This is a genomic window from Litorimonas sp. WD9-15, assembly GCF_050271975.1.
Lineage (GTDB): Bacteria > Pseudomonadota > Alphaproteobacteria > Caulobacterales > Maricaulaceae > Litorimonas.
Genome location: NZ_CP189850.1, coordinates 1340309 through 1360491 on the forward strand (window position 1 = coordinate 1340309; position 20183 = coordinate 1360491).

A 20183-nucleotide genomic window follows, 5' to 3' on the forward strand; every position below is an offset into this window, starting at 1 on the left:
TGTAGGGCAAGAAGTGAGGCAAATCGCGCGAGTTACCGTGTGGAAAGTACAGGAAAGAGAGATTCTCCGAGATTTTTCAGAGGCTTACGCAACTTACTATGATAGGAAAATGGTGCCCCCACATAGCACGATGCTACGTAGCAAAAATACATATAAAACAATTGCTTATGACTGTCAAGTTTGGAACTGTGGCACATCGGCACTGCGAATCTCATGGAATAGTTTCGCAATAAGTAGGTGTTCCTGCAAAAATAAAAAAAAGACAGTCCGTGCAAAGCTGAACCCTGACACTTTTGCGGCTATAGCGGGCCGGAGCTGACCGAAGAGCCAAAGCCCGCTTTGGCCCGCAAGGGCGATGACTCAGCGTAGCAATAGATAAAAAATTTGAAAGTTCAACTATTTGCATTTTTTTATAAAAACACCCTTGTTGAGTGCATAAATATGGTTAACAAAATTTTCCTAATTATAGAGGTTTTCATGCGTTTACTATATAGAGCAATTCAGATTGCTTCCTTTTTAGTGTTATTTGTACCTTCTTTTATACATGCCTATGAAATCCCTGAGACGTTTAACTCAGAACCAAACTGGTGCGCCGTTAGTAACGAAATAAATGAAGATGGGAGCACTAAATTATATTGCTCGCCATCTTTAGAGGCTGCCTGTTATGATGCGATGCAGACATGGTATGATCCTTACGCGTTACAAGCCTACCGCGGGGCTATTACGTCTGAAGGATCATCTTCTGCAGTGTGTCATATTGATAGAGATTACTTGATTGAGGTCTTGGGCAGAGCGCATGTCGGTAGTCCGGGAGCGTCAAAAAAATGTACAGACAGTCAAATACAAAGCGGTCAGTGTACGCTTCAGCGTAGAGTCAGAGGTTCAGAATGCTCGGATGGCGGTGTTGAAAATACTGCTGGCAATCCGATTGATTTGATTTCAGGTATGAAGGTCGAAACTGTTAGTGACTTTTCGACGGCTGACGGCAGGTTTAACTTCTCCCGTTCATATGCGTCTATGGGTGGCGATACGGGGTCCAATTTTGGTGCGATTGGCGGTTTGGGACGAGGTTGGATGATAGACCAAATACCTCGGCTCACTATAAATGCTACCTTTAAAGAGGCGACTTTTCATCTACCGGGGCATCGTGCTGAGCAAGTAACTTGCATTCCTACCAATTCCGGCACGAGCTGTTCTTACACAACACCACAATATACAGCGTCTGGGAAACGCAGGATTATTCATGAGAGCAGTAGCTCAGCTCGTGACGGAGGTTTTCTTCAAAACCAAACCAATGTCTCAATAGTTGATAATGGTGGTGTGCGGTATATCTTTGAAGTTAAAGAGCATAATGGCGTTTATTATGGCGGTATTGCGCGCGCTGAATTTCCAGATGGATATGCTCTTACCTACAATACAACTTTTGACACAAACAGCGTAACGGTAGACGGCGAGATTGTGGCATTTGGGCCGGCAAAATTTGTTGTCAGTAGCATTGTCGACAGCTTCAATCGTTCAATGACATTTCAATATTACACGGAAGATTGGATATTGGTTGAGCCCGCTTTGTATACGCCGCCGTCGGCAAGTCATGATGTCGGTCTAAATGGAATTAGAGTCTATCCAGCAGTCAATGGATTTATTGTAAGGGGTCCAAGTGTTGGACGAATTAAATCTGTTGGTTTACCAGATGGCAGTCTGCTGGAGTTCAGTTACGACACAGTCTCTGATGATGCCAAAGCCTGGGGAGCTCTCGAGCGTTTAAAGTCCGTGGAAAGATTCGCTTTAGGCGAGGATGGGGTAACAGAAGTTAGGATTGCTGCCGAAAATTATCATTATGAAGACATCCGGTATCCCTATGCTTTAACTGGGGTGACTGACATTGCTGATATTAGATATGCCAGTTGGGAGTATAATTCCGTAGGGCTTGCAATAAGCAGTGAGCATGCGGGCGGTGTAGAGCGATTTGATGTCGATTATACTTATAGAGAAGATAGCGCCTATGGCCTCGAATTGGATAATGTTGCTGTAACCAATCCATTGGGACGCAAAACGAATTATTTCACTACTGGTTCGAGTTTTTCTTTCAATAGAATTGAAGGTGAGGCTACTCAAACCTGCGTTGGTGATGTTTCCACAATCTCGGAAGGTAGATACCACCTTCAGTCCGAAACATATTTGAACACAACAGACCGCGAAGGTCGAGTAACAAAAACTGATCGCAATTATCGTGGTTGGCCCATCAAAAAGATTGTGGCAGACGGCCTTCCTGAGTTTGTTGAAACAACTACGGACTGGCATAGCCGTTGGAGATTGCCTACGATACGCGTCACGCCCGGCCTCACGGATGTGCGCACATATGATGCGAAGGGTCGTCTCGACACGCGTAGTTTGAGCGACACATCGGGGGAAGGTGCTCCAGACCGTATTTGGGACTATGACTATGATGGCATAAATGTCTCGAAAATTGACGGGCCGTTGCCGGGAACGGGCGATACGGTCAGTTTTACCTGGGCAGGCGCAAATCTAACATCCGTTACAAATGAAATCGGTCAAACGACAACTATCACTGAACATAATTCCATTGGTGCTCCAAAAGTCATTATTGATCCAAATAATGTTCGCACCGTCATAAAATATGATACCGAGCATCGCGTCCGGGAAATCATACAGGATGAAGGCATGGGTCGCCTGAATGCGACTACCACTCTAACCTATACGGCTGTCGATTTGGTCAAGCGTATCACCCAACCCAATGGCGTCTGGATGGAGTTCGAATATGACGATGCCCGCCGCCTAACGGAAATTAAAAACTCCGCCAATGAACGGATCGTCCTGACGCTCAACAATATGGGCGGTGTCACAAAACAGGAGATTTTCGGCTCTGACGGCGTAAAGACATTCTCGGTCGATCAGGTCATAGACGAAATCAACCGCGTCCGCGAAATCAAAACAATCGGGGCCGTCAGTGGTGAGTCCATCACCAAGTTGGACTATGACCGCGAGAATAATCTCACCAATATCGAAGACCCGCGCCAAAATAGTTGGTCCAACAGTTTTGACGGGTTGGACCGTTTGAAACAACAGACCGACCCTCTGACGAGTACCGTGGATTACGATCTCGCCAAAATTGATAACGGTACGAACCCACTCACGAAAGTCAGTGACCAACGGGGTCTTGAAACGCTTTATGTCCGCAACGGCTTTGGCGATTTGGTCCGCGAAGTCAGTCTCGAACGCGGCACAACCGATTATGAATATGACGAACGGGGTCTTGTGACAAAGATGACGGATGCCCGCGGTGTGAGTGTGGATTACGTCTATGACGATACGGGACGCCTGTTGAGCGAGGATTATTCCGGCGGCACATCGGATGATGTGACCTATGAATATGATCAAGGCCCCAATGGTATTGGACAGCTCACCGCCGTGATCGAAGGCTTTGGCCGGACGGATTACGGCTATAGCCCGCTCGGCTTTCTGACGTCTGAGACGCGCACGCTCGACGGGCAGACTTACACGACCGGCTACACGTATGACCTCGCGGGGAATGTCCTGACGACGACTTACCCGTCCGGCTTGACGGTGGAACTCACACGGGACAGCCTCGCGCGGATTGAGGATATAGACCTCGTCCGGGCGGATGGGACGCGCGTGGATATTTTGTCCGGCGCGACTTACCGGCCTTATGGCGGTGTCACGCAAGCGACCTATGGCGACGGGAATGTGCTCGACATCACTTATGACGACTCGGACCGAGCGAGACGTTTAACGCGCGGGCAGGGCGGGACGGCCCTGATGGATATTGGCTTCACCCATGATAAGTCCGGCAATATTACGGGCATGCAGGATTATGTCCGTCCCACCCGCAGCCAGACATTTATCTATGATGAACTCTCGCGTCTGACAGACGCGACGGGCGGCTACCGCGTTACGGAATATAGCTATAATGCGCGCGGCGACCGTCGCTTCCGCACGTTGAAACGGAGCAACGGGCAGGTGCTCGCCAAGAACACGTCGCTCTTCGACCCGGCGACGGGACGGCAGAGCGGTGTGAAGAAGAACGGCTCACCCTATCGCCAGTTCACCTATGCGGCCTCGGGTCAGATGACCTCTGACACGCGGAACGGCGTGGTCATGGCGATGACGCTGAATGCGCGGGGGCGGATGGCCTCTGTCACGCGGGACGGCGTTGCGGTGGCGGATTACGGTTATGATGTGAATAATCACCGCGTGTCGAAGACGCTCAACGATGGGTCCGTCATTCATTATCATTATGATGAGCAGGGCCGGATGATGGCGGAAACAGATGGCCTGACCGGCGCGACGATCCGCGATTATATCTGGTTCGGCCTCTCCCCCGTCGCGGTGGACAGCGCGGCAGACGGCCTCCACTATATACACACGGATCATCTCGGCCGCCCGGCCTTTGTCACGGACCCATCGGGCACCTCCGTCTGGGACGGCGGCATCACAACGCCCTTCGGCTACAGCCTTGGCGTGGTCGGCACCTTCACCCAAAAGCTCATGTTCCCGGGCCAGTACCGGGATGAGGAGACGGGATACGACCAAAACTGGAACCGGACCTACGATCCGGAACTGGGACGGTATCTACAGAGTGACCCGATCGGCTTGGCGGGCGGGTTGAATAGATATGCCTATGTCGGTGGGAATCCGGTGAGTCGAGTGGATCCAAATGGATTGCTTACAATTGATTACTCACTAAATCTCGATCTCTATTTAGGGGTAGGCTTCTCAATTGATTTAGGTTTCTTTTATTCGAATGAAGATAACTGTTCTTTTACTACATGGGGATTTTATAGATCAGGTAAATTAGGAATTGGTCTAGACGGATCTGTAGGGGTGAGTACTGGTGTCGCAAAAGGAACTCCAGATGAGTTGTTTAATGGAGTCTACGGTGAAATAGAAGGTTCTATTGGGCCTGTGGCAGGAAATATCAATGCTTCACCAACAGATGACGGACTTGCTGGAGGTGGTGCTTTAGGTTTGGAGGCAGGTTTGCCCTTTGGTGCTAACGCAGGTATCGGTAAATCTAAAATTATCGGGCAGTGGGGCTTAGACCGCCCCCGTAGAAATATAGAAGAATGTAGGTGTGATTAATGTATTTTGGTGGTAACCCAAGAGTCTTTAGTACGATTATGGTCTGTACGACGACTTTAATGAGTTTTCTTGGATCAATTTATTTTATCATTGAAGTGATATCTAACTTTCCTGAATTCTCAAAATCATTCTTTCCATTTCTTTTATTGACACTTTTATCTATTATGTCACTTTACGGGTTGGTCGTGATATTTAAACGTGGGGTGTTTGTTGGATTGTCGCTTTCTTTTATAATAATATTGCAAATAATCTCGATTATTTCAATTTTTTTCGTCAACAGCTCAAATTTGTTTGAAGGATTAATTTTATATACTTTATTTGTTCACATTTTCTTTTGGATAAGTGTGCTTACTCGTTCAAAAACCTTTATCAAAGTTTCGAAACTTGGAATCTATAAACTTGACGATTGATCTAGCTTAGCAAGAGTGAAGATCCTAACGCGTTGATTTAACCCTTTGCCAATTGCGGCTATGACGTGAACCAGCACCGGGTGTCCAAGACGCTCGCGGATGGGTCCGTCATTCATTATCACTATGACGAGCAGGGCCGGATGATGGCGGAGACGGACGGCCTGACCGGCGCGACAATCCGCGATTATATCTGGTTCGGCCTCTCCCCCGTCGCGGTGGACAGCGCGGCTGACGGCCTCCACTATATCCACACGGACCATCTCGGCCGCCCCGCCTTTGTCACGGACCCGTCCGGCACCTCCGTCTGGGACGGCGGAATCACGACACCCTTCGGCTACAGTCTCGGCGTGGTCGGCACCTTCACCCAAAAGCTCATGTTCCCGGGCCAGTACCGGGATGAGGAGACGGGCTACGACCAAAACTGGAACCGGACCTACGATCCGGAACTGGGACGGTATCTACAGAGTGACCCGATCGGCTTGGCGGGCGGGTTGAATAGATATGCCTATGTCGGTGGGAATCCGGTGAGTCGGGTGGACCCGACGGGCCTTATTGCACCAGTTGTCGTAAGAGTCGTTGGCGGTGCAATTATTGGCGGTGGCGTTGATTTGGGAGGACAAGTATTAGCTAATGTCATAAGTGGAAAGCCCGCCTTGGAAAACTTAGATTGGAGGTCGATTGGGGTTTCGGCTTTGGCAGGTGGTTTCGGAGGCGGTGCGGCTGGATTAAGAAACAGCCTTTTTGGCAATGCTTTAATCTCAGGAGCGGTTTCAGGTGGAATTGATGCGGCCCTGCAAGAGTGTGCTTCCATTGAAGACGTTCTCATAGGTGTTGGAACTGGTGCAGGATCAGGTTTGTTATTTAATGGTTCAGGAAGATTCTTTAGAAACAAATATCGAAAGTTCCATAATGTAGTCGATTTTGATTATGCTGTGAAGTATTTGGACCAAGGCTGGGGTTTAACTCCAGCAATAAACGATCAATTTGGCAATGCACTCGTTCCTTTTACAATTATTGGAGGCTCTACAGGATTGTCAGCAGTACAAAATATTGTCTCAGAAAGAAACTGATAAGTATGAAAAAGCAACTTATCTTCTGGCTAAAGCAGTTCGGAATGATTTTTATAGGCTCTATTGTAACATTCTCTATATGGGATCGTGGAGTGTCAGTTGATGTACTTTACAAGGCGCTGATATTTATTACTTTTTGGGCAGTATTAATGATTGCTATAAGTCTGACCATGAGAGTTTTTAGTATGATTTTCAATAAGTCTTAGAAACTTTGAACTGGGGTAGAGCTAACTTTTTATACTAGATTTCACTCTAAACGCGCGGGGGCGGATGGCCTCTGTCACGCGGGACGGTGTAGCGGTGGCCGATTACGGCTATGACGTGAACCAGCACCGCGTGTCCAAGACACTCGCGGATGGGTCCATTATTCACTATCATTATGACGAACAAGGCCGGATGATGGCGGAAACAGATGGCCTTACCGGCGCGACGATCCGCGACTATATCTGGTTTGGCCTGTCGCCCGTCGCGGTGGACAGCGCGGCAGACGGTCTCCACTACATACACACGGACCATCTCGGCCGTCCCGCTTTTGTCACGGACCCATCGGGCACCTCCGTCTGGGACGGCGGCATCACGACGCCGTTTGGCTACAGCCTCGGCGTGGTCGGCACCTTCACACAAAAGCTCATGTTCCCGGGCCAGTACCGCGACGAGGAGACGGGCTATGACCAAAACTGGAACCGGACCTATGACCCGGAACTGGGGCGGTATCTACAGAGTGATCCGATAGGGCTGGCAGGCGGGTTGAATAGATATGCTTATGTGGGCGGGAATCCGGTCAGCTATATCGATCCCACTGGAGAGATTGCATTTCTTGCTGTGCCTTTGGTGGCTATTCTGGTGAGGCGTTTCGTAGCTGGCGCGGTGTTACCTGCAGTGATAGACATTGTTTCACAAGCTTTCATCCTTCAAAGAGCAGGGTGCTTGTCGATAAGAAATTTCGACGGTAAACGTATTTTCAAAAATGCACTTGCTGGTGGAGTGGCAGGATTAGTAAAGTTTCCTGGCTTAAAGTTTTCTAAATCTTCACCATCTGCACCAAATTTTGCCAAAGGCTTTATAAGCGATCGTCGCATGATGAAACAAATCTACGGCACGTCAAAAAATTCAAATCAATTCAAAATGGAAATAAAAGATTTTATTGACTCTTCTGCTAAAGGATTTTTAGCATCCCGCGTTTTCGACTACAAGATAAATCCCGATCCATTCAGAGCACCATGTGTGTGTCAATAAGGAGTTGATGGAAATGTTGTCATCAGTATTCGCTTGGGTTTATACAATTAGCACTGCATTCGCTGTGTCATTCCTCGCAACATATTTTTTAGTTAACTGGCTCAATTTGACTGATTTCTTCTCGGTTATACTAATGTCTTTCCTAACAGTAATTTTTGCGATTCCGATAAAAAAACACCTCTGGAATTTCTGATGATATCGATAACGGCTTTGTCACGTAAGCTAGGTCAAACATTATTTTTCTTTAATTGCTTTTTTAAACGCAAGTTAATGCCGTCACGAGATTTCATTCATTCTGAGCTTGAGTTCTAAATTTTCTTGGAGTGTTTCTTGAGATTTTGTGCGTCTGAAGTTGAAGAGATTGTAGATTTGACTGAAAGCAGAAAGAAGTCTTTGAGCGTTCCTGATAGATCTAAATCTCTGTGATTTTCGTTCTCTTCGCCGGATAGGAACGTGTGAACATTCTGCACGATTGTTCTTTCTTCCTCCAACGTCTTGCAAATGTTTCAGGCCTAAGGTTTTTGAGCGTTGCTCAGTACGAACCAAGTCGGTCAGTAACAATTCGAGTAGGTTTGATGCTTTGAGTTTTTTAGGAGTTTTCTCAGTAAACGCATGGCCGCCTTGGTGTTGCGTCGGCTTTGAATGACGATGCCCAAAACAGTGCCTTCATCGTCGACGGCTCTCCATAGATAGACCATCTTCCAAGCTATTTTTGTATAAACTTCGTCTAGATGCCAGACAGGTGAGGGGCGCTCGGATCTGAACTTTATCCGTTTTGTGTAAATGGATCCAAATTTATCAACCCATCTTCGGATTGTTTCATAGGAAACATCAATGCCACGCTCGATCATGAGTTTTTCAACATTCCGAAAGATCGAGGTGAATCGGAAATAGAGCCAAACAACCCGTTTGGTGACGTCTGGATGGAAACGATGCCGGGCATAAATTGAGGTTTTCATCGCTATGTCTTAGCGGAATGTCTGGAAACTGGCATTAACGTGACAAAGCCTATCAAATGATTTAAATGAAGGTCGGCTGCAGCAAGTTTCGGCACACTATGAGAAGCCACCGATCCCGATCCATGTGGTGTACAATGAAACGAAATTGAGCGCAGCTAAAATCACGCGGTTTAAAGAGCTCTTGGTGACACGGCTGCGCGAAAGAAAATTTGACTGAGAGATTTTGACTTTTTTATAGATTAGATGAGTCCGATGGGTTTCCCATCATCGCCTTAATCTGGTGTTCAGTCTCCGGTATTGTGTTAGCGCAAGTACACCAAGCAGTTCTGATGGTTGCCAGAACCGCAATTATTGTCGTGAAGCCAGCAAGGGTTAAAAACAAAACGGCAGCATACAGCGTTGCGCTGGTTTCAAAGTTGTGGAGTTGGAAAAACCCAGCGGATATGACAGAGATCGGAAAAGTTGCTGCCCACCAACTTAGGCATACGCCAGCTTGAGTCAAAAACCGTAATTGAAAACTGATAACGAGCACCAGAAAACCGCCGACAGACAATAAGGCGAAGGTAATTTCTGGGTGAATAAACGGCACGATTGTATGCAGTCCCCCCGCTAATAACCCAAAAGGTGCCCCCAGTATAAACAGTGTTGGCCGCAGGCCAGGCGCCATTGCGGGTTCAAACACCAAGCGACGGAATATGATGGGTAATAACATAAGCCAAAGTATTGCGCCAACACTCAGGAGAAAAAGGGGAAACTCAATCGGTCCATGTTGCGGCCAGCTCAACGCGGAGGTCATAATGCCCGCTGCAGGTAAAAACCACGTTGGATTTATGTCTGCTGGTGCGAACTCCTTTACTAACCACCGACCCACAAACTTAAACAACAAAGCGAGATGCCCTATACTTGCCATCAACCAGACTATCCAGCCAAGTGAGCTTGTTTCGGACCAAGCCCCACCTATCAGCATAGCCGCCATAAAGCCGGGTGCGAGCAAGTTGGCGCGTGTCGCTATTGAAAAGTCCTCTGACACCGCCTGACGTGCTCTTACAAATTTTGTAAAGTATAGTACAATATCTGCCAGCAGCACAAAAGCGGCTGCGATGAGTAATCCGCTACCGATGCTGTAGGCAAATAATATATCTAAAGTTTGGGCCGCTATTATAATCGCTGAACCTAAGCCTGCCAGCCCCAACGCAATCGGAAAGAGCGCTGTTGGGCTCCGAGCGAGCAAGCTTATTGCGCCTTTCACCGAAACGGCCATTACAGCATTTCGTGGATTAGAAGGTAGAGACATATGCCCCCCGACCCGATCAATCCAGTAAAGGACGGACTTTTATGGTGGGCTTCAGGCAGCATGGCCTCACACACCATTGCCAACAATATGCCGGCGGCAAACGCCTCTAGCCATGGTTTAAGACTAGGGCCCAAAGTACCGAGTAGAGCATAACTCATCAATGTTGCTAAGGTTGTGATTATCGCCAACCCAATCCAAAGGATCATGATATGTGCAGTTGAGATATTTGAGGCTTTTAACCCTGACGTACTTGATATGGACTGCGCGACATTGCCGAGCCCGAGCGCAACCGCCAACGGGATAGTGCTGCCATTTCCTGTGAGCGTGACACCAAGGACAAGTGCTTCTGGTATGGCATCAAGTATCGTCCCGAGCGTGATAGCTAGTCCATTGTCTGGCTTTAGCTCCGTCTGCATGTCATTCAGGCAAGTTGCACACCGCTTGCGGTGCTTAGCCCCTCGCTTCGCTAGCCACCAATTCATGATGCTGAATACAGCTGCCGCCAAAAAAATCATTAAAATAACAGAAGGGAGAGCGAGTTCATGGAGCGATCCATTAATCAAGTCCAAGAAAGAAGCGGCGATTAATAGCCCGGCTCCCAAAGACATAAAGGCGGCCGTCATACGATGGCTTATTTTTAGCCTCAGAGACAGGATAGCACCAATCGGAAAACAGAGCGCAACGAGCGCGCTCAACCATAGAATTTCAGTGATGCCCGTCATAGCCCTTCTAAATAGCGTCTAAGCTATACGGCAGTTCGGCAAACAACATAGCGCTGCGACGGGTTTGTTTATAACTACCAGTCCACCGTTTTTCGAAAGCGCTATTAAGACGTGCCTGCAGTGTGTCTAATAGGCCATCTTCTATCATCTTGTGACTAGATTCTGCCATTTCATCCTCTGCCAAAAAAATTGACCTTAAACTCTATGTCAACACATTGAGCCCGCGTTTTACGCCGTCGCGCGCCATCACGCGCGCATGCCAGTCTACTACAGAGGGAAATGCGGACAAATCAAAGCCGAAATATGTAGGAGCGCGATCAATCCAACCGATGTGCATAATGTCCGCAATCGAGAACTCATCTCCGCTGAGGAAAGGTGATTTAGATAGCGCCATTTCCATTACTCCAACGAGGCGTTGGCTCTCTGTATTAAATCGATCAAAACCTGGCTGAAATTCGGGAAAATTGCGTTTGAAATAACCAGCCTGCCCCATCATGGGGCCGATTCCACCTGTTTGAAAATATGTCCAAGCAATTGCATCAATTCGTAACGCAGGATCGATCGGCAGAAGACCGTTAAATTTTTCCGCCAGATAAAGCAAAATTGCACCACTTTCAAAAACACGGATTGGTTTCCCATTGGCTTCGTCTCGATCCACAATCGCTGGAATACGGCCATTTGGGTTGATTTTTAGGAAGGCATCCTTCTTCTGATCTTGGTCACTCAAGTTCAGAATATTGAGCTTATAGGGCTGGCCTAGCTCTTCGAGTGCAATGGTAACTTTCACGCCATTTGGCGTGTTTGCTGTGTAAACATCAATCATATTATCCTCCCGCAGAGTGTTAGCTAGTTCGCGTAATCCGTCATTGGCGCGGTCTCAATTTTTATCTCATTCTCAAATGTTTTATGGACCGGGCAAAGATTAGCTATTTCCATCATCCGGCGATGTTCCGCATCGGTAAGATCACCATTGATTTCAATGTAACGCACAAAACGATCAACTTTGCCTTCAGTTTTTTCGCAGTCGTTACAGTCTTGTGCATGAACACGGTCGTGCACAACCCTTACAGAAACTTTTTCGACCGAGAGCTTTTTTCTGCGCGCATACATATTTAAGGTCATAGATGTACATCCACCCAATGCTGCGCCGAGATAATCATAGGGCGTTGGGCCTTTATTCGTGCCACCTACTCGTTCTGGCTCATCAATCACGAAATTATGCCGACCCACTCTGGCCGATGTGTAAAAAGCTTTGTTGGTTTTTCCTTCAACCACAATTTCTTTTTCAAAATCTGGCGCAGCCTCAACTGGCAGGGGCACGAGATATCTCTTGGCCCAACTTGCGATGATGTCTGCGGAAAAGGCTGCATCGCCCTTACCTGATAACAGATGTGTCGCTTGGTCAAGGCTCACAAAACTTTTCGGATGCTTGGCCTGGACAAAAATCTTCGTCGCCTCGTCTATAGATACAGTATCGTCAAGCGGCGAGTGCATTACGAGGACCGCCGCTTTGAGGGTTTTATAATCCGGCATATAAGACGTCACATCATCGACAAAGGCCTGCTTAAATTCAAACGGACGCCCTGCTAATGGGATGACGACCCGCTTCTCTGTTCGCAAACGGTCCAAATGATCAGAGAGCGCTTTGAGGATGTGTTCAGGAGTAGCTGGCGCGCCAATGGTTGCCACGGCTTTTACCGAAGGAATTTGCGCTGAGGCAGCCAATGACACCGTGCCACCGAAGGAGTGTCCGACAAGTAATTGTGGTGCTTGATAGTTTTTTTCTAAAAATCGCGCAGCGCTCAGCGTATCCTGAATACCAGTTGAGAAATTACTATCAATGAAATCACCTTCACTGCGGCCTAACCCCAAGAAGTCAAAGCGAAGAGTCGCAATACCCTGTTGGGCGAGATGCTCGGAAATATGGACAGCTGCCTTGATGCTTTTTGTGCACGTAAAACAATGCGCGTACAGGGCATAAGCCAAGACGGGCTGACTATCTGGAACATGTAACACACCCGATAATGTCTGGTTATTCGGGCGTTGGATTTGAACGTCAATTTTCATTCATTCAACTTTCAACTGGGGTATATAGTCATGGATGGCGTGCCAACTCATGCGGCACACCATGAAGAAAAATGTTGCGTTAAGGTTTGCGCAAGAGAACGACCGTTCCCTGACCGCCATCCGCGCAAATGGACACGAGCGCATAACTGCCAGAGCTATAAGCGGAGAGTTCTTTTGCCGTCTGGCTCAGGATACGTGCACCCGTCGCCCCGAAAGGATGACCAATTGCCAACGATCCACCATTCGGATTTAATCGGTCCCAAGGGAAGTCGCCCAAATCAAAATCCACACCAGCCTTGTCTCGACGATAGACTGAATCTGTCACCGCTTTGACATTCGCTAAGAGTTGCGCGGCAAAGGCTTCATGGATTTCAAACAGAGCCACATCCTTTAATCTCAAACCATGCCGCGCCAATAGTTTAGGAATGGCCCGCGCAGGCGCCATCAAAATACCTTCTTCGTTTCTGTAATCCATGGCTTCAATTTGCCAATCAACCAGTTCGACAGCCTGGCTTGCGTCCAAGTCTTTGAGGCCTTGTTCATCAGCAACCCACAGTCCGGCGGCACCGTCCGTCAAAGGCGATGAGTTTCCAGCGGTCAAGGTTCCGTTAGGACCTCGGTCAAAAACGGGTTTCAAGCTTGCCAGCTTTTCCAGCGAGGAGTCAGCGCGCGGAATTGTGTCGGCTTCGACGCCGTTAAAGGGCAATATAAGATCATCAAAGAACCCAGCTGATTGCGCAGAAGTGGCACACTTATGACTATCGAAGGCAATCTTGTCCTGATCTTCGCGGGCTATATCGAAATGCTGCGCCATATCCTCACTATGTTCGCCCATTGACCGGCCAGAAATTCGATTGGCCCACCCTTTGACAGGAAGGTCTACGTCGGTGGGTTGAAGCGACTGAAAGGCTTCAAGCGCAGCGGCGGGATTGGCTTGGAACAGGAAAGCAAGGTTCTGAGCGACGTCTTCTTTTAACGCAATCGGCACATGGCTCATCGACTCAACTCCACCGACCAGAGCCAAGTGATTGCCTCCTTTACCTAACATTGAGGAAGCTTGGATTGTCGCCAACATACTCGTTGAGCAGGCCAATTGTGTTGAAAAGGCTGGCACGGATGGGTCTAGTCCCGCCTCCAACCAGAGCTCTCGCCCCAAATTTGAAATGCTGGGGCTTGGTATGACCTGCCCCCATGCAAAGAAGTCTGGGGTCGCAGATTTTACCATATGCTCAATGACAGGCTTTGAAATTTCAATAGCATTAAGAGAGGCGTATTCTTTTCCTGCTTTTACAAATGGGGTTCGGCGTCCAGGAACGATATATGTTTTCGACATGGTTTTTCCTATCTATTTTGGAAAGTTGTCGCATCTGATCCAAACAGCAAAACCTTGTCAGGATCAGATGCGACAATTATATTAGGATTTTGCAGTTTCCTGAAGCGCTTGACCCGCCAGGAAAATTGCTGCTGCGAGAAGAACCAAGTCTTTCAAGAGAAACTGGCCTGGCACGACTGACAGTGCCGGGAAGCCGCCCAATGACGCCTCTGTAACGGGTGCTGTAAACAATAAGCTTGCTGTCACAAAAAATGTCCCAATAGCACCTAGCGCACCCAAAAGAGCGGCCTTCGGGAATTTAAAGCCTAGAACGATAAGTGCGGCGACCGCTATCTCAGTGGTACCAATAAAATTGGACGCGCCTTGGACGGAAGTCACTTTATACAACCAACTTGTCAGTGGGCTGGAGGCAACAAGCCCTTCAATAGCACCTGCTTCATAGGCTGTGAATTTCATGGCGCCAATCCAGCCCAGAACTGTAATGGTCGATGCTTTTAATGCATAAAGGCCGACCGTGCTGATTTTTTCACCCAGCGCGTTGATACGTGTCGCTGAATATCTTGTGTCAGAGAGTTTTGCTGTAGTTGTCATTTTGTAGTCCCTTAGTTAATGACCGATTGGTCTAATTCGAGTTTTAAAAAATGGCAGCTCGGTGTCTGCGATGAAATTCTTGTACGAGTAATAAACCGATTGGTCAAGAATATGATTATCACAAAATTGTGATGCCAAAATAAGTGTCCATTTTTCCTTATAGCTCATTGTTTTATTTTTATAATTCATAGATATTTTGCCTGCAAATATTAATCTTAGAGGTCTATGATGGCTTCACCGTTAAGGGGTTATGAGATTTTCTCATTTAAAACCCTAGAAATTTGACGCTTTAATGCGGGTAAAACTTCAGCCTCATACCAAGGATTACGCTTGAGCCATAAATTATTTCTTGGACTAGGGTGAGGCATAACCAGCCTTGAGGGCATATAGTCCTTCCATCTGGAAACACGTTCGGTGAGCGTTATCTTTTCTCCATCTCTAATGTGCCAATCAATCGCGTATTGGCCGATGATTAAAGTCAGTTCCACGCCCTTAAGGCTTTCCAGTAATTGCGGCCTCCATAGCGCCGCACATTTAGGGCGCGGCGGAAGATCACCACTCTTTCCCGTTCCCGGAAAGCAAAACCCCATGGGTAAAATAGCAATCTTTTTGGGATCGTAAAAAACACTTTCGGAGATTCCCATCCAATCTCGTAATCTAACGCCTGATGGATCATCAAAAGGAATACCCTTTTTATGCGTGATCCTTCCCGGGGCTTGACCCACAATTAGAATTTTAGAGCTTGGGTCGCCTTGCAAAATAGGCTTTGGGCCAAGTGGGAGGTCATCGCAGGCCGTGCAATCTCTAACTGAGCTAATGAGTTCACGCAGGTCATCATCAGACGGTTGAGACATTGACACAAAGACCTTCTAAAGCGGCTTCTCCTATCTTCTTGTCACAATACCGATTGTGCGCCAATGACAAGTACGGCAAGCCATGACAGAAGGTAAACAGGTGTGCGCAAATACGGAATACCCAAGATGTACACAATCGCATGAGCGACGCGGGCAAAGAAAAAGATCATCGCCCACTGAGCCACAACTGGTATGATAGTGGCGTCAGATTTGGCGAAATAGGCGGCCGCTAAAACAACCGCGATAAAGGCCGGCATCGTTTCCACCATGTTGAGGTGCGCGCGATGCGCCCTTTGCGCCCATAATGGCGGCTCGGGTTGTTTGGCAGGAAAACCTTCTGGGTAATTATTTAAAAACGTGGGGATTCCCCACTTAAAAAGCCTTGCTACAATATAAGGCGTCCAAAGTAAGATAGTAAGAAGGCCGCTAAGCGCTAAATAGTGAAATGCAGTGTCCATGATGTCCCCTAAGTAAGTATAGTTATAAACGGATTAGATAAAACTCGTTAGGGCCAGTTGCTCACTGTAGCGACTGATTATCAAGCCATTGACTTTAATGTGACATCATCTGCAAAGAAAAAGAGATGATATGCAAATTACGTCATAGTTTGGCGATATTTGGAGGGAGAAACTTCGAACCTGTCCTTGAATGCACGTGTAAACGCTGCAGGAGACCGATACCCCGATAGTTTCGCAATTTCTTGAATGCTATGGTTGGAATCATGAAGTCTGGCTAATGCCTTTTGCATACGCCATTCTGAAAGATAGGTCATCGGCCCCATATCTAATAGCTCACGAAACCTTTTTGCAAATCGACTGCGCGACATACCGACTTCTGACGCAAGCCTATCAACTGACCAAGGAAAAGACGGACTCGCATGAATTAACCCTAAAGAACGTCCGATTTGGTTATCGCGATAGGCCGCAAGCACGCCCTTTAGATTTTCAGCCTTATCAATATTCATGCGTAATAATTCTATGAACATGACCTCTGACAGCCGAATAACAGACGCTTCAATAGCCAATTTTTTTGAGTAAACTTGGCGAATAAGTAGCTTGATAATGTCATCAAGCATTGTGTTAGAGGCTCGCTCGCTTTCCGTAATTATTTGGTATTTCGGAAGCTCACTCAGCAGTGGATAATCCGCAGCGGTCCGAAATGTGAAATGTCCGCAGACAAGCTTTGTTTTAGCCATCTCATCGCCATCACCCAAAACAAGCACACCATTGCCATCATATCCAACATCTTCGAGAAGCGTTTCAAGTTTTGGGGCCTTTTCATAATCTGTATCATACAGGACATGAGAAGCGCCGCCCGTGATAAGTATCATGTCGCCTGCCGTAAGACTGTGTTCTTCGCCATTATCAATTCTGACATTGAGCTGACCTTGAACAACCATATGAAATCGCGCGGCTTGTTTATGCTCCGGGACCTTAACGCTCCATGGTTTTGAAAAATCCGTACGGAAATAAAACACGCCTTTTAGATTTAATGTATCAAGAATATCGCTAAGAATATCCATAACCTACTTTTCCTTCATGTATTAGGTTAGCCCCTTTGGCCCAAGGCATCATAGAAAAGCCAACTGGATGCGGTTTTTATAGCAAAGCAAGCGTTTGCCCTTGAATAGCTTTCAGTACAGTCTTGGTGCCGCCAGACTTTATGATGACACGCCCCCCGAAATAAGCTGTCCAAATCAGTTCCGATTTATCCGCAGCTTTGGTATCTTTCAGCGCTACAGCAATGGCATCCCTCATGCGTTGCAGGCTGGCTTGAACGACTTTCTCTGTAGGCGCATCAAATGGCGCTTGATCAACAGCCGCATTACAAAGAAGGCATCCCCAACGCCCCCGCTTTGTTTCTGCGGCATCAACCAGGCTTTGCATGAGGGCGCTTATGCGCTCGCTTCCCGTCAGACCTTCATTTCGCAACATGGCGACACCGTCTGAGACATTCCCTTTGTCATATTTAGCCAAAGCATGGAGGTAAAGAGAACGCTTATCCCCGAAGGCCGCATATAAACTACCTTTCTTAAGTCCCGTTGCCTTCATTATATCTGCGTAAGACGCGCCCTCATAACCGTGCTCCCAAAACACGTCCTGCAAGGCTGTTAAAACGTCATCATTATCAAATTCGCGTGGTCGACCCATTTTAAGGTTCCTTTTTCTAATTCATATAACTGTGATTACAATATTATTGACCAAATAGTAAAGTAATATATTTGAGAAATAAGTAAAGCAAAAACAAGACAGTTAAGTCCTGAACTGCAGCGCCTAAAATTTAACGCAAGCTTGACCAAGGGTTCTAAATTAGAGGGGATTAAAATGCGCATTATTAAACCGTTTTTAATCATTGGCATATTGGCTCTGCCTGCTGTTAGCCACGCTATGGAAACAGATTTTCAAAAGACCAATACCGGAGCCGTAGAGTCAAAAAACCTGCCTGAACAGGCACCTCTAAAGCTTTTAAAAAATAAATATATGAAGTCTTCTTTCAAAGAGATTAATGTCTCGCTCTTGGGGTCAATTCGGTTCACCGTTGAAGAGAATTATGTCCAAAGACGCTTTGAAGCCTTTGATACTAGTCGAGCGCAGTTGGTTAGAAATCCCAAACAATCGAGCAATTACCAAATAAATGACTATTACAAATCTACGGTCGCCAAAAACGGTCGCCAAAACGGGCTTAAAGATCAAATTATAATTTCAACAAAAGGAGACATCCCAGTGCAAAACCACACAAACATTTCAAATTTCATCAATCATGACTGTCCATCAAACGATATATCAGTAGCTTTTTTTAAAAAACAATTGGCCGCACTTGATTTCAAAGTGACGCGTGACAACGTCAGCGATGCTGACTTAGCAAATAGAGACCGTATGGCTGCACAGTACGAGCAAGCTAAGCGCTTTCTTTGCAACGCTTAGGCGGATGTTATGAAGAGATTAAATTTTTGGACTTATTCCACTTTGATTATAAGTGGCATTGTTCTCACAGTTATTTCAGGAGCTTAGGAATATCCTGCTCATTTACGCGGGTCTTCTAATAACCAATAAAGCACATTATCTTCAAATATCGGACCACTTGTTATGGTCCGATGTTTTCCGGGAATGAACATAGTTGATGACCAATTTAGCGGCGAGACGACTCTTGGCTCCCACGCCTGTCCCACACGCTCGTCAAGCAGCGCACTCGCGCGTGTCACAGTTTCATCACCCAACTCATAATATAATATTTCAAACTCGCCGCTAGATTTATCTATAGACGCAATTGCAGGCGTTTCGCGGTTATCACCCGCAACTAAAAACATCTCGAAACCTTCAGGTGTCTGCGCTGGCGAGTCCATAGCCGACTGAAATAGGCGTGCACGATTTAAGGCGGCACGCTGATACTCACGAGCAATAATACGGCGTTCAGCCATCGACTTCACATCCGGTATCAGTCTTTTGAGGACTTTATCTGTTTCTTCGTCGTCACCGCTTAAGCCCCACTTCATGTCTTGCCACAGACGAGGGTCTAGCAAGTCTTGCACAGGCTGATTTATGTCACCATCCCATACTAATGCGTTGTGGCGCGTTCGGGGTAGAAGCTGGTAAACGGACGGAAAACTGCCGATTAGAGCTTGATGGTAATATGGCAACACCGGTCGCCCAGTATTAAAGCCATTAAGCAATTGATCCATAGCCTCCAATGATCCTGCATTGGGAGGCGCAACAAGAATGAGCCTCTCTACATCATTTGTTCCCAACCAAGGCACAACGCCCTCTGGAATGGCATCTAAATCAGTTGCACCATAGCGTGCGAAATAGCGCGATAAAATTGCCCCCATTGAGTGGCCGACGATATCAAACTTAACTTCAGCATTTTCTATGCCGTAGTCTTCTCTATAATTTTTTTGAACATCCTTGCGTTTCTGGTCAATGAAAGTCTTTAGCCTTGCCGCATTAGACGGAATATCTTGTCGCCAATCATAATCAAACTGAAAACATGTGAAGTGATCCGTTCCGTAATCAATTGAATTTAGCCCCAGCTCTTCATCCCGATACCCTCCCGCACCCAGAGTGTTGAGGATACCAGCATAGGCCTGAATAGAAATAGGAATGCCCGCCAGATCAACCTTCAAACTTTCAAGTACACCGTCAGAACGCACACTTGTTTTAATGTGGTGATTATTATCGTGAGCGAGATCAGAAGAGAGCGGTAGCGCTATGAGTTGCGCTCCTTGATCAGATCCAGGATCAGCAAAGTCTCTGCGGAAAGCCCCCCAAACTGTCATCCCCGTTTCATCATCCACTAAACGGCTACCCAAAATACCTGGAATAACAATGACAGGATTACGGTCTGGTTGATGATATTGAGCGCTCTTGTCGTAGAGACGTTTCAAATTTGAGCGTTCTTGCAGTGTTGTTGTGCAGGCGCTCAAGAAACAAACAGAGATAAGACAAGCAACAATAAATATCCGAAACGATGAGGTGTTGCGCATAATCTTCCTTTTTTTAAGGCTTTAACTCCAGAATTTCCTTTGCGCA

At 47.0% G+C, this 20183-nt stretch carries 17 protein-coding genes and 1 pseudogene; 5 read left to right on the forward strand and 13 right to left on the reverse strand.

Annotated elements, in window-relative coordinates; all coding sequences use genetic code 11:
• Positions 1–945: 945 nt before the first annotated feature.
• The 4 genes and pseudogenes from ACP9M6_RS06115 to ACP9M6_RS06130 form a co-directional block, all read left to right on the forward strand.
• A pseudogene (locus ACP9M6_RS06115) lies at positions 946–1074 on the forward strand (hypothetical protein); the annotation flags it as partial.
• 246 nt (positions 1075–1320) lie between these two features.
• Positions 1321–5121 carry an RHS repeat-associated core domain-containing protein gene (locus ACP9M6_RS06120; RefSeq protein ID WP_427454760.1) on the forward strand — a complete coding sequence of 1267 codons (3801 nt, stop codon included), beginning with the start codon at positions 1321–1323 and terminating at the stop codon, positions 5119–5121.
• 490 nt (positions 5122–5611) lie between these two features.
• On the forward strand, positions 5612–6601 hold the full coding sequence (locus tag ACP9M6_RS06125) for an RHS repeat-associated core domain-containing protein (protein ID WP_427454463.1): 990 nt from the start codon (positions 5612–5614) through the stop codon (positions 6599–6601).
• A gap of 300 nt (positions 6602–6901) precedes the next feature.
• Complete coding sequence (locus tag ACP9M6_RS06130; protein ID WP_427454465.1) at positions 6902–7837, forward strand: RHS repeat domain-containing protein; 936 nt, start codon at positions 6902–6904, stop codon at positions 7835–7837.
• Positions 7838–8113: 276 nt separating this feature from the next.
• Here ACP9M6_RS06130 and ACP9M6_RS06135 read toward each other — a convergent pair whose 3' ends face one another.
• The 12 genes from ACP9M6_RS06135 to ACP9M6_RS06190 form a co-directional block, all read right to left on the reverse strand.
• On the reverse strand, positions 8114–8398 hold the full coding sequence (locus ACP9M6_RS06135) for a DDE-type integrase/transposase/recombinase (protein WP_427454467.1): 285 nt from the start codon (positions 8396–8398) through the stop codon (positions 8114–8116).
• Positions 8389–8796, reverse strand: a complete 408-nt coding sequence (locus ACP9M6_RS06140) for an IS6 family transposase (RefSeq protein ID WP_427454469.1) — start codon at positions 8794–8796, stop codon at positions 8389–8391. Before ACP9M6_RS06140 ends, ACP9M6_RS06135 begins: the two co-directional genes overlap by 10 nt.
• Positions 8797–9028: 232 nt before the next feature.
• Positions 9029–10057, reverse strand: a complete 1029-nt coding sequence (locus ACP9M6_RS06145; protein ID WP_427454471.1) for a hypothetical protein — start codon at positions 10055–10057, stop codon at positions 9029–9031.
• On the reverse strand, positions 10057–10812 hold the full coding sequence (locus ACP9M6_RS06150) for a ZIP family metal transporter (protein ID WP_427454473.1): 756 nt from the start codon (positions 10810–10812) through the stop codon (positions 10057–10059). Before ACP9M6_RS06150 ends, ACP9M6_RS06145 begins: the two co-directional genes overlap by 1 nt.
• Before the next feature lie 202 nt (positions 10813–11014).
• On the reverse strand, positions 11015–11635 hold the full coding sequence (locus tag ACP9M6_RS06155) for a glutathione S-transferase family protein (protein WP_427454475.1): 621 nt from the start codon (positions 11633–11635) through the stop codon (positions 11015–11017).
• A gap of 23 nt (positions 11636–11658) precedes the next feature.
• Positions 11659–12879 carry a bifunctional alpha/beta hydrolase/OsmC family protein gene (locus tag ACP9M6_RS06160; RefSeq protein WP_427454477.1) on the reverse strand — a complete coding sequence of 407 codons (1221 nt, stop codon included), beginning with the start codon at positions 12877–12879 and terminating at the stop codon, positions 11659–11661.
• 79 nt (positions 12880–12958) lie between these two features.
• The gene (locus ACP9M6_RS06165; protein WP_427454479.1) at positions 12959–14212 is read right to left on the reverse strand and encodes an acetyl-CoA C-acyltransferase; all 1254 of its coding nucleotides are present in this window, start codon (positions 14210–14212) and stop codon (positions 12959–12961) included.
• A gap of 81 nt (positions 14213–14293) precedes the next feature.
• Positions 14294–14803, reverse strand: a complete 510-nt coding sequence (locus ACP9M6_RS06170; protein ID WP_427454481.1) for a YkgB family protein — start codon at positions 14801–14803, stop codon at positions 14294–14296.
• Positions 14804–15051: 248 nt separating this feature from the next.
• On the reverse strand, positions 15052–15657 hold the full coding sequence (locus ACP9M6_RS06175) for a uracil-DNA glycosylase family protein (RefSeq protein ID WP_427454483.1): 606 nt from the start codon (positions 15655–15657) through the stop codon (positions 15052–15054).
• A 41-nt stretch (positions 15658–15698) separates the two neighbouring features.
• Positions 15699–16115 (reverse strand): MAPEG family protein, encoded by a 417-nt coding sequence (locus ACP9M6_RS06180; protein ID WP_427454485.1) that lies wholly within the window; start codon positions 16113–16115, stop codon positions 15699–15701.
• A gap of 137 nt (positions 16116–16252) precedes the next feature.
• Positions 16253–17179, reverse strand: a complete 927-nt coding sequence (locus ACP9M6_RS06185) for an AraC family transcriptional regulator (protein WP_427454487.1) — start codon at positions 17177–17179, stop codon at positions 16253–16255.
• A 76-nt stretch (positions 17180–17255) separates the two neighbouring features.
• Entirely contained in the window at positions 17256–17807 is a 552-nt protein-coding gene (locus ACP9M6_RS06190) for a TetR/AcrR family transcriptional regulator (RefSeq protein ID WP_427454490.1), read from the reverse strand.
• Between the two features lie 174 nt (positions 17808–17981).
• Here ACP9M6_RS06190 and ACP9M6_RS06195 point away from each other — a divergent pair, with 174 nt between their 5' ends.
• Positions 17982–18581 (forward strand): hypothetical protein, encoded by a 600-nt coding sequence (locus ACP9M6_RS06195; RefSeq protein ID WP_427454492.1) that lies wholly within the window; start codon positions 17982–17984, stop codon positions 18579–18581.
• A 98-nt stretch (positions 18582–18679) separates the two neighbouring features.
• On the opposite strand, the gene ACP9M6_RS06200 is transcribed toward ACP9M6_RS06195, so the two are convergent.
• Positions 18680–20137, reverse strand: coding sequence for a lipase/acyltransferase domain-containing protein (locus tag ACP9M6_RS06200; RefSeq protein ID WP_427454494.1), 1458 nt, complete (start codon positions 20135–20137; stop codon positions 18680–18682).
• Positions 20138–20183: the final 46 nt, after the last annotated feature.

Excerpts from the sequence above, each read along its gene's own strand:
- ACP9M6_RS06140 (WP_427454469.1), bottom strand. The coding sequence starts at position 8,796 with ATGAAAACCTCAATTTATGCCCGGCATCGTTTCCATCCAGACGTCACC.
- ACP9M6_RS06145 (WP_427454471.1), bottom strand. The coding sequence starts at position 10,057 with ATGGCCGTTTCGGTGAAAGGCGCAATAAGCTTGCTCGCTCGGAGCCCA.
- ACP9M6_RS06150 (WP_427454473.1), bottom strand. The coding sequence starts at position 10,812 with ATGACGGGCATCACTGAAATTCTATGGTTGAGCGCGCTCGTTGCGCTC.
- ACP9M6_RS06155 (WP_427454475.1), bottom strand. The coding sequence starts at position 11,635 with ATGATTGATGTTTACACAGCAAACACGCCAAATGGCGTGAAAGTTACC.
- ACP9M6_RS06160 (WP_427454477.1), bottom strand. The coding sequence starts at position 12,879 with ATGAAAATTGACGTTCAAATCCAACGCCCGAATAACCAGACATTATCG.
- ACP9M6_RS06165 (WP_427454479.1), bottom strand. The coding sequence starts at position 14,212 with ATGTCGAAAACATATATCGTTCCTGGACGCCGAACCCCATTTGTAAAA.
- ACP9M6_RS06170 (WP_427454481.1), bottom strand. The coding sequence starts at position 14,803 with ATGACAACTACAGCAAAACTCTCTGACACAAGATATTCAGCGACACGT.
- ACP9M6_RS06175 (WP_427454483.1), bottom strand. The coding sequence starts at position 15,657 with ATGTCTCAACCGTCTGATGATGACCTGCGTGAACTCATTAGCTCAGTT.
- ACP9M6_RS06180 (WP_427454485.1), bottom strand. The coding sequence starts at position 16,115 with ATGGACACTGCATTTCACTATTTAGCGCTTAGCGGCCTTCTTACTATC.
- ACP9M6_RS06185 (WP_427454487.1), bottom strand. The coding sequence starts at position 17,179 with ATGGATATTCTTAGCGATATTCTTGATACATTAAATCTAAAAGGCGTG.
- ACP9M6_RS06190 (WP_427454490.1), bottom strand. The coding sequence starts at position 17,807 with ATGGGTCGACCACGCGAATTTGATAATGATGACGTTTTAACAGCCTTG.
- ACP9M6_RS06195 (WP_427454492.1), top strand. The coding sequence starts at position 17,982 with ATGCGCATTATTAAACCGTTTTTAATCATTGGCATATTGGCTCTGCCT.
- ACP9M6_RS06200 (WP_427454494.1), bottom strand. The coding sequence starts at position 20,137 with ATGCGCAACACCTCATCGTTTCGGATATTTATTGTTGCTTGTCTTATC.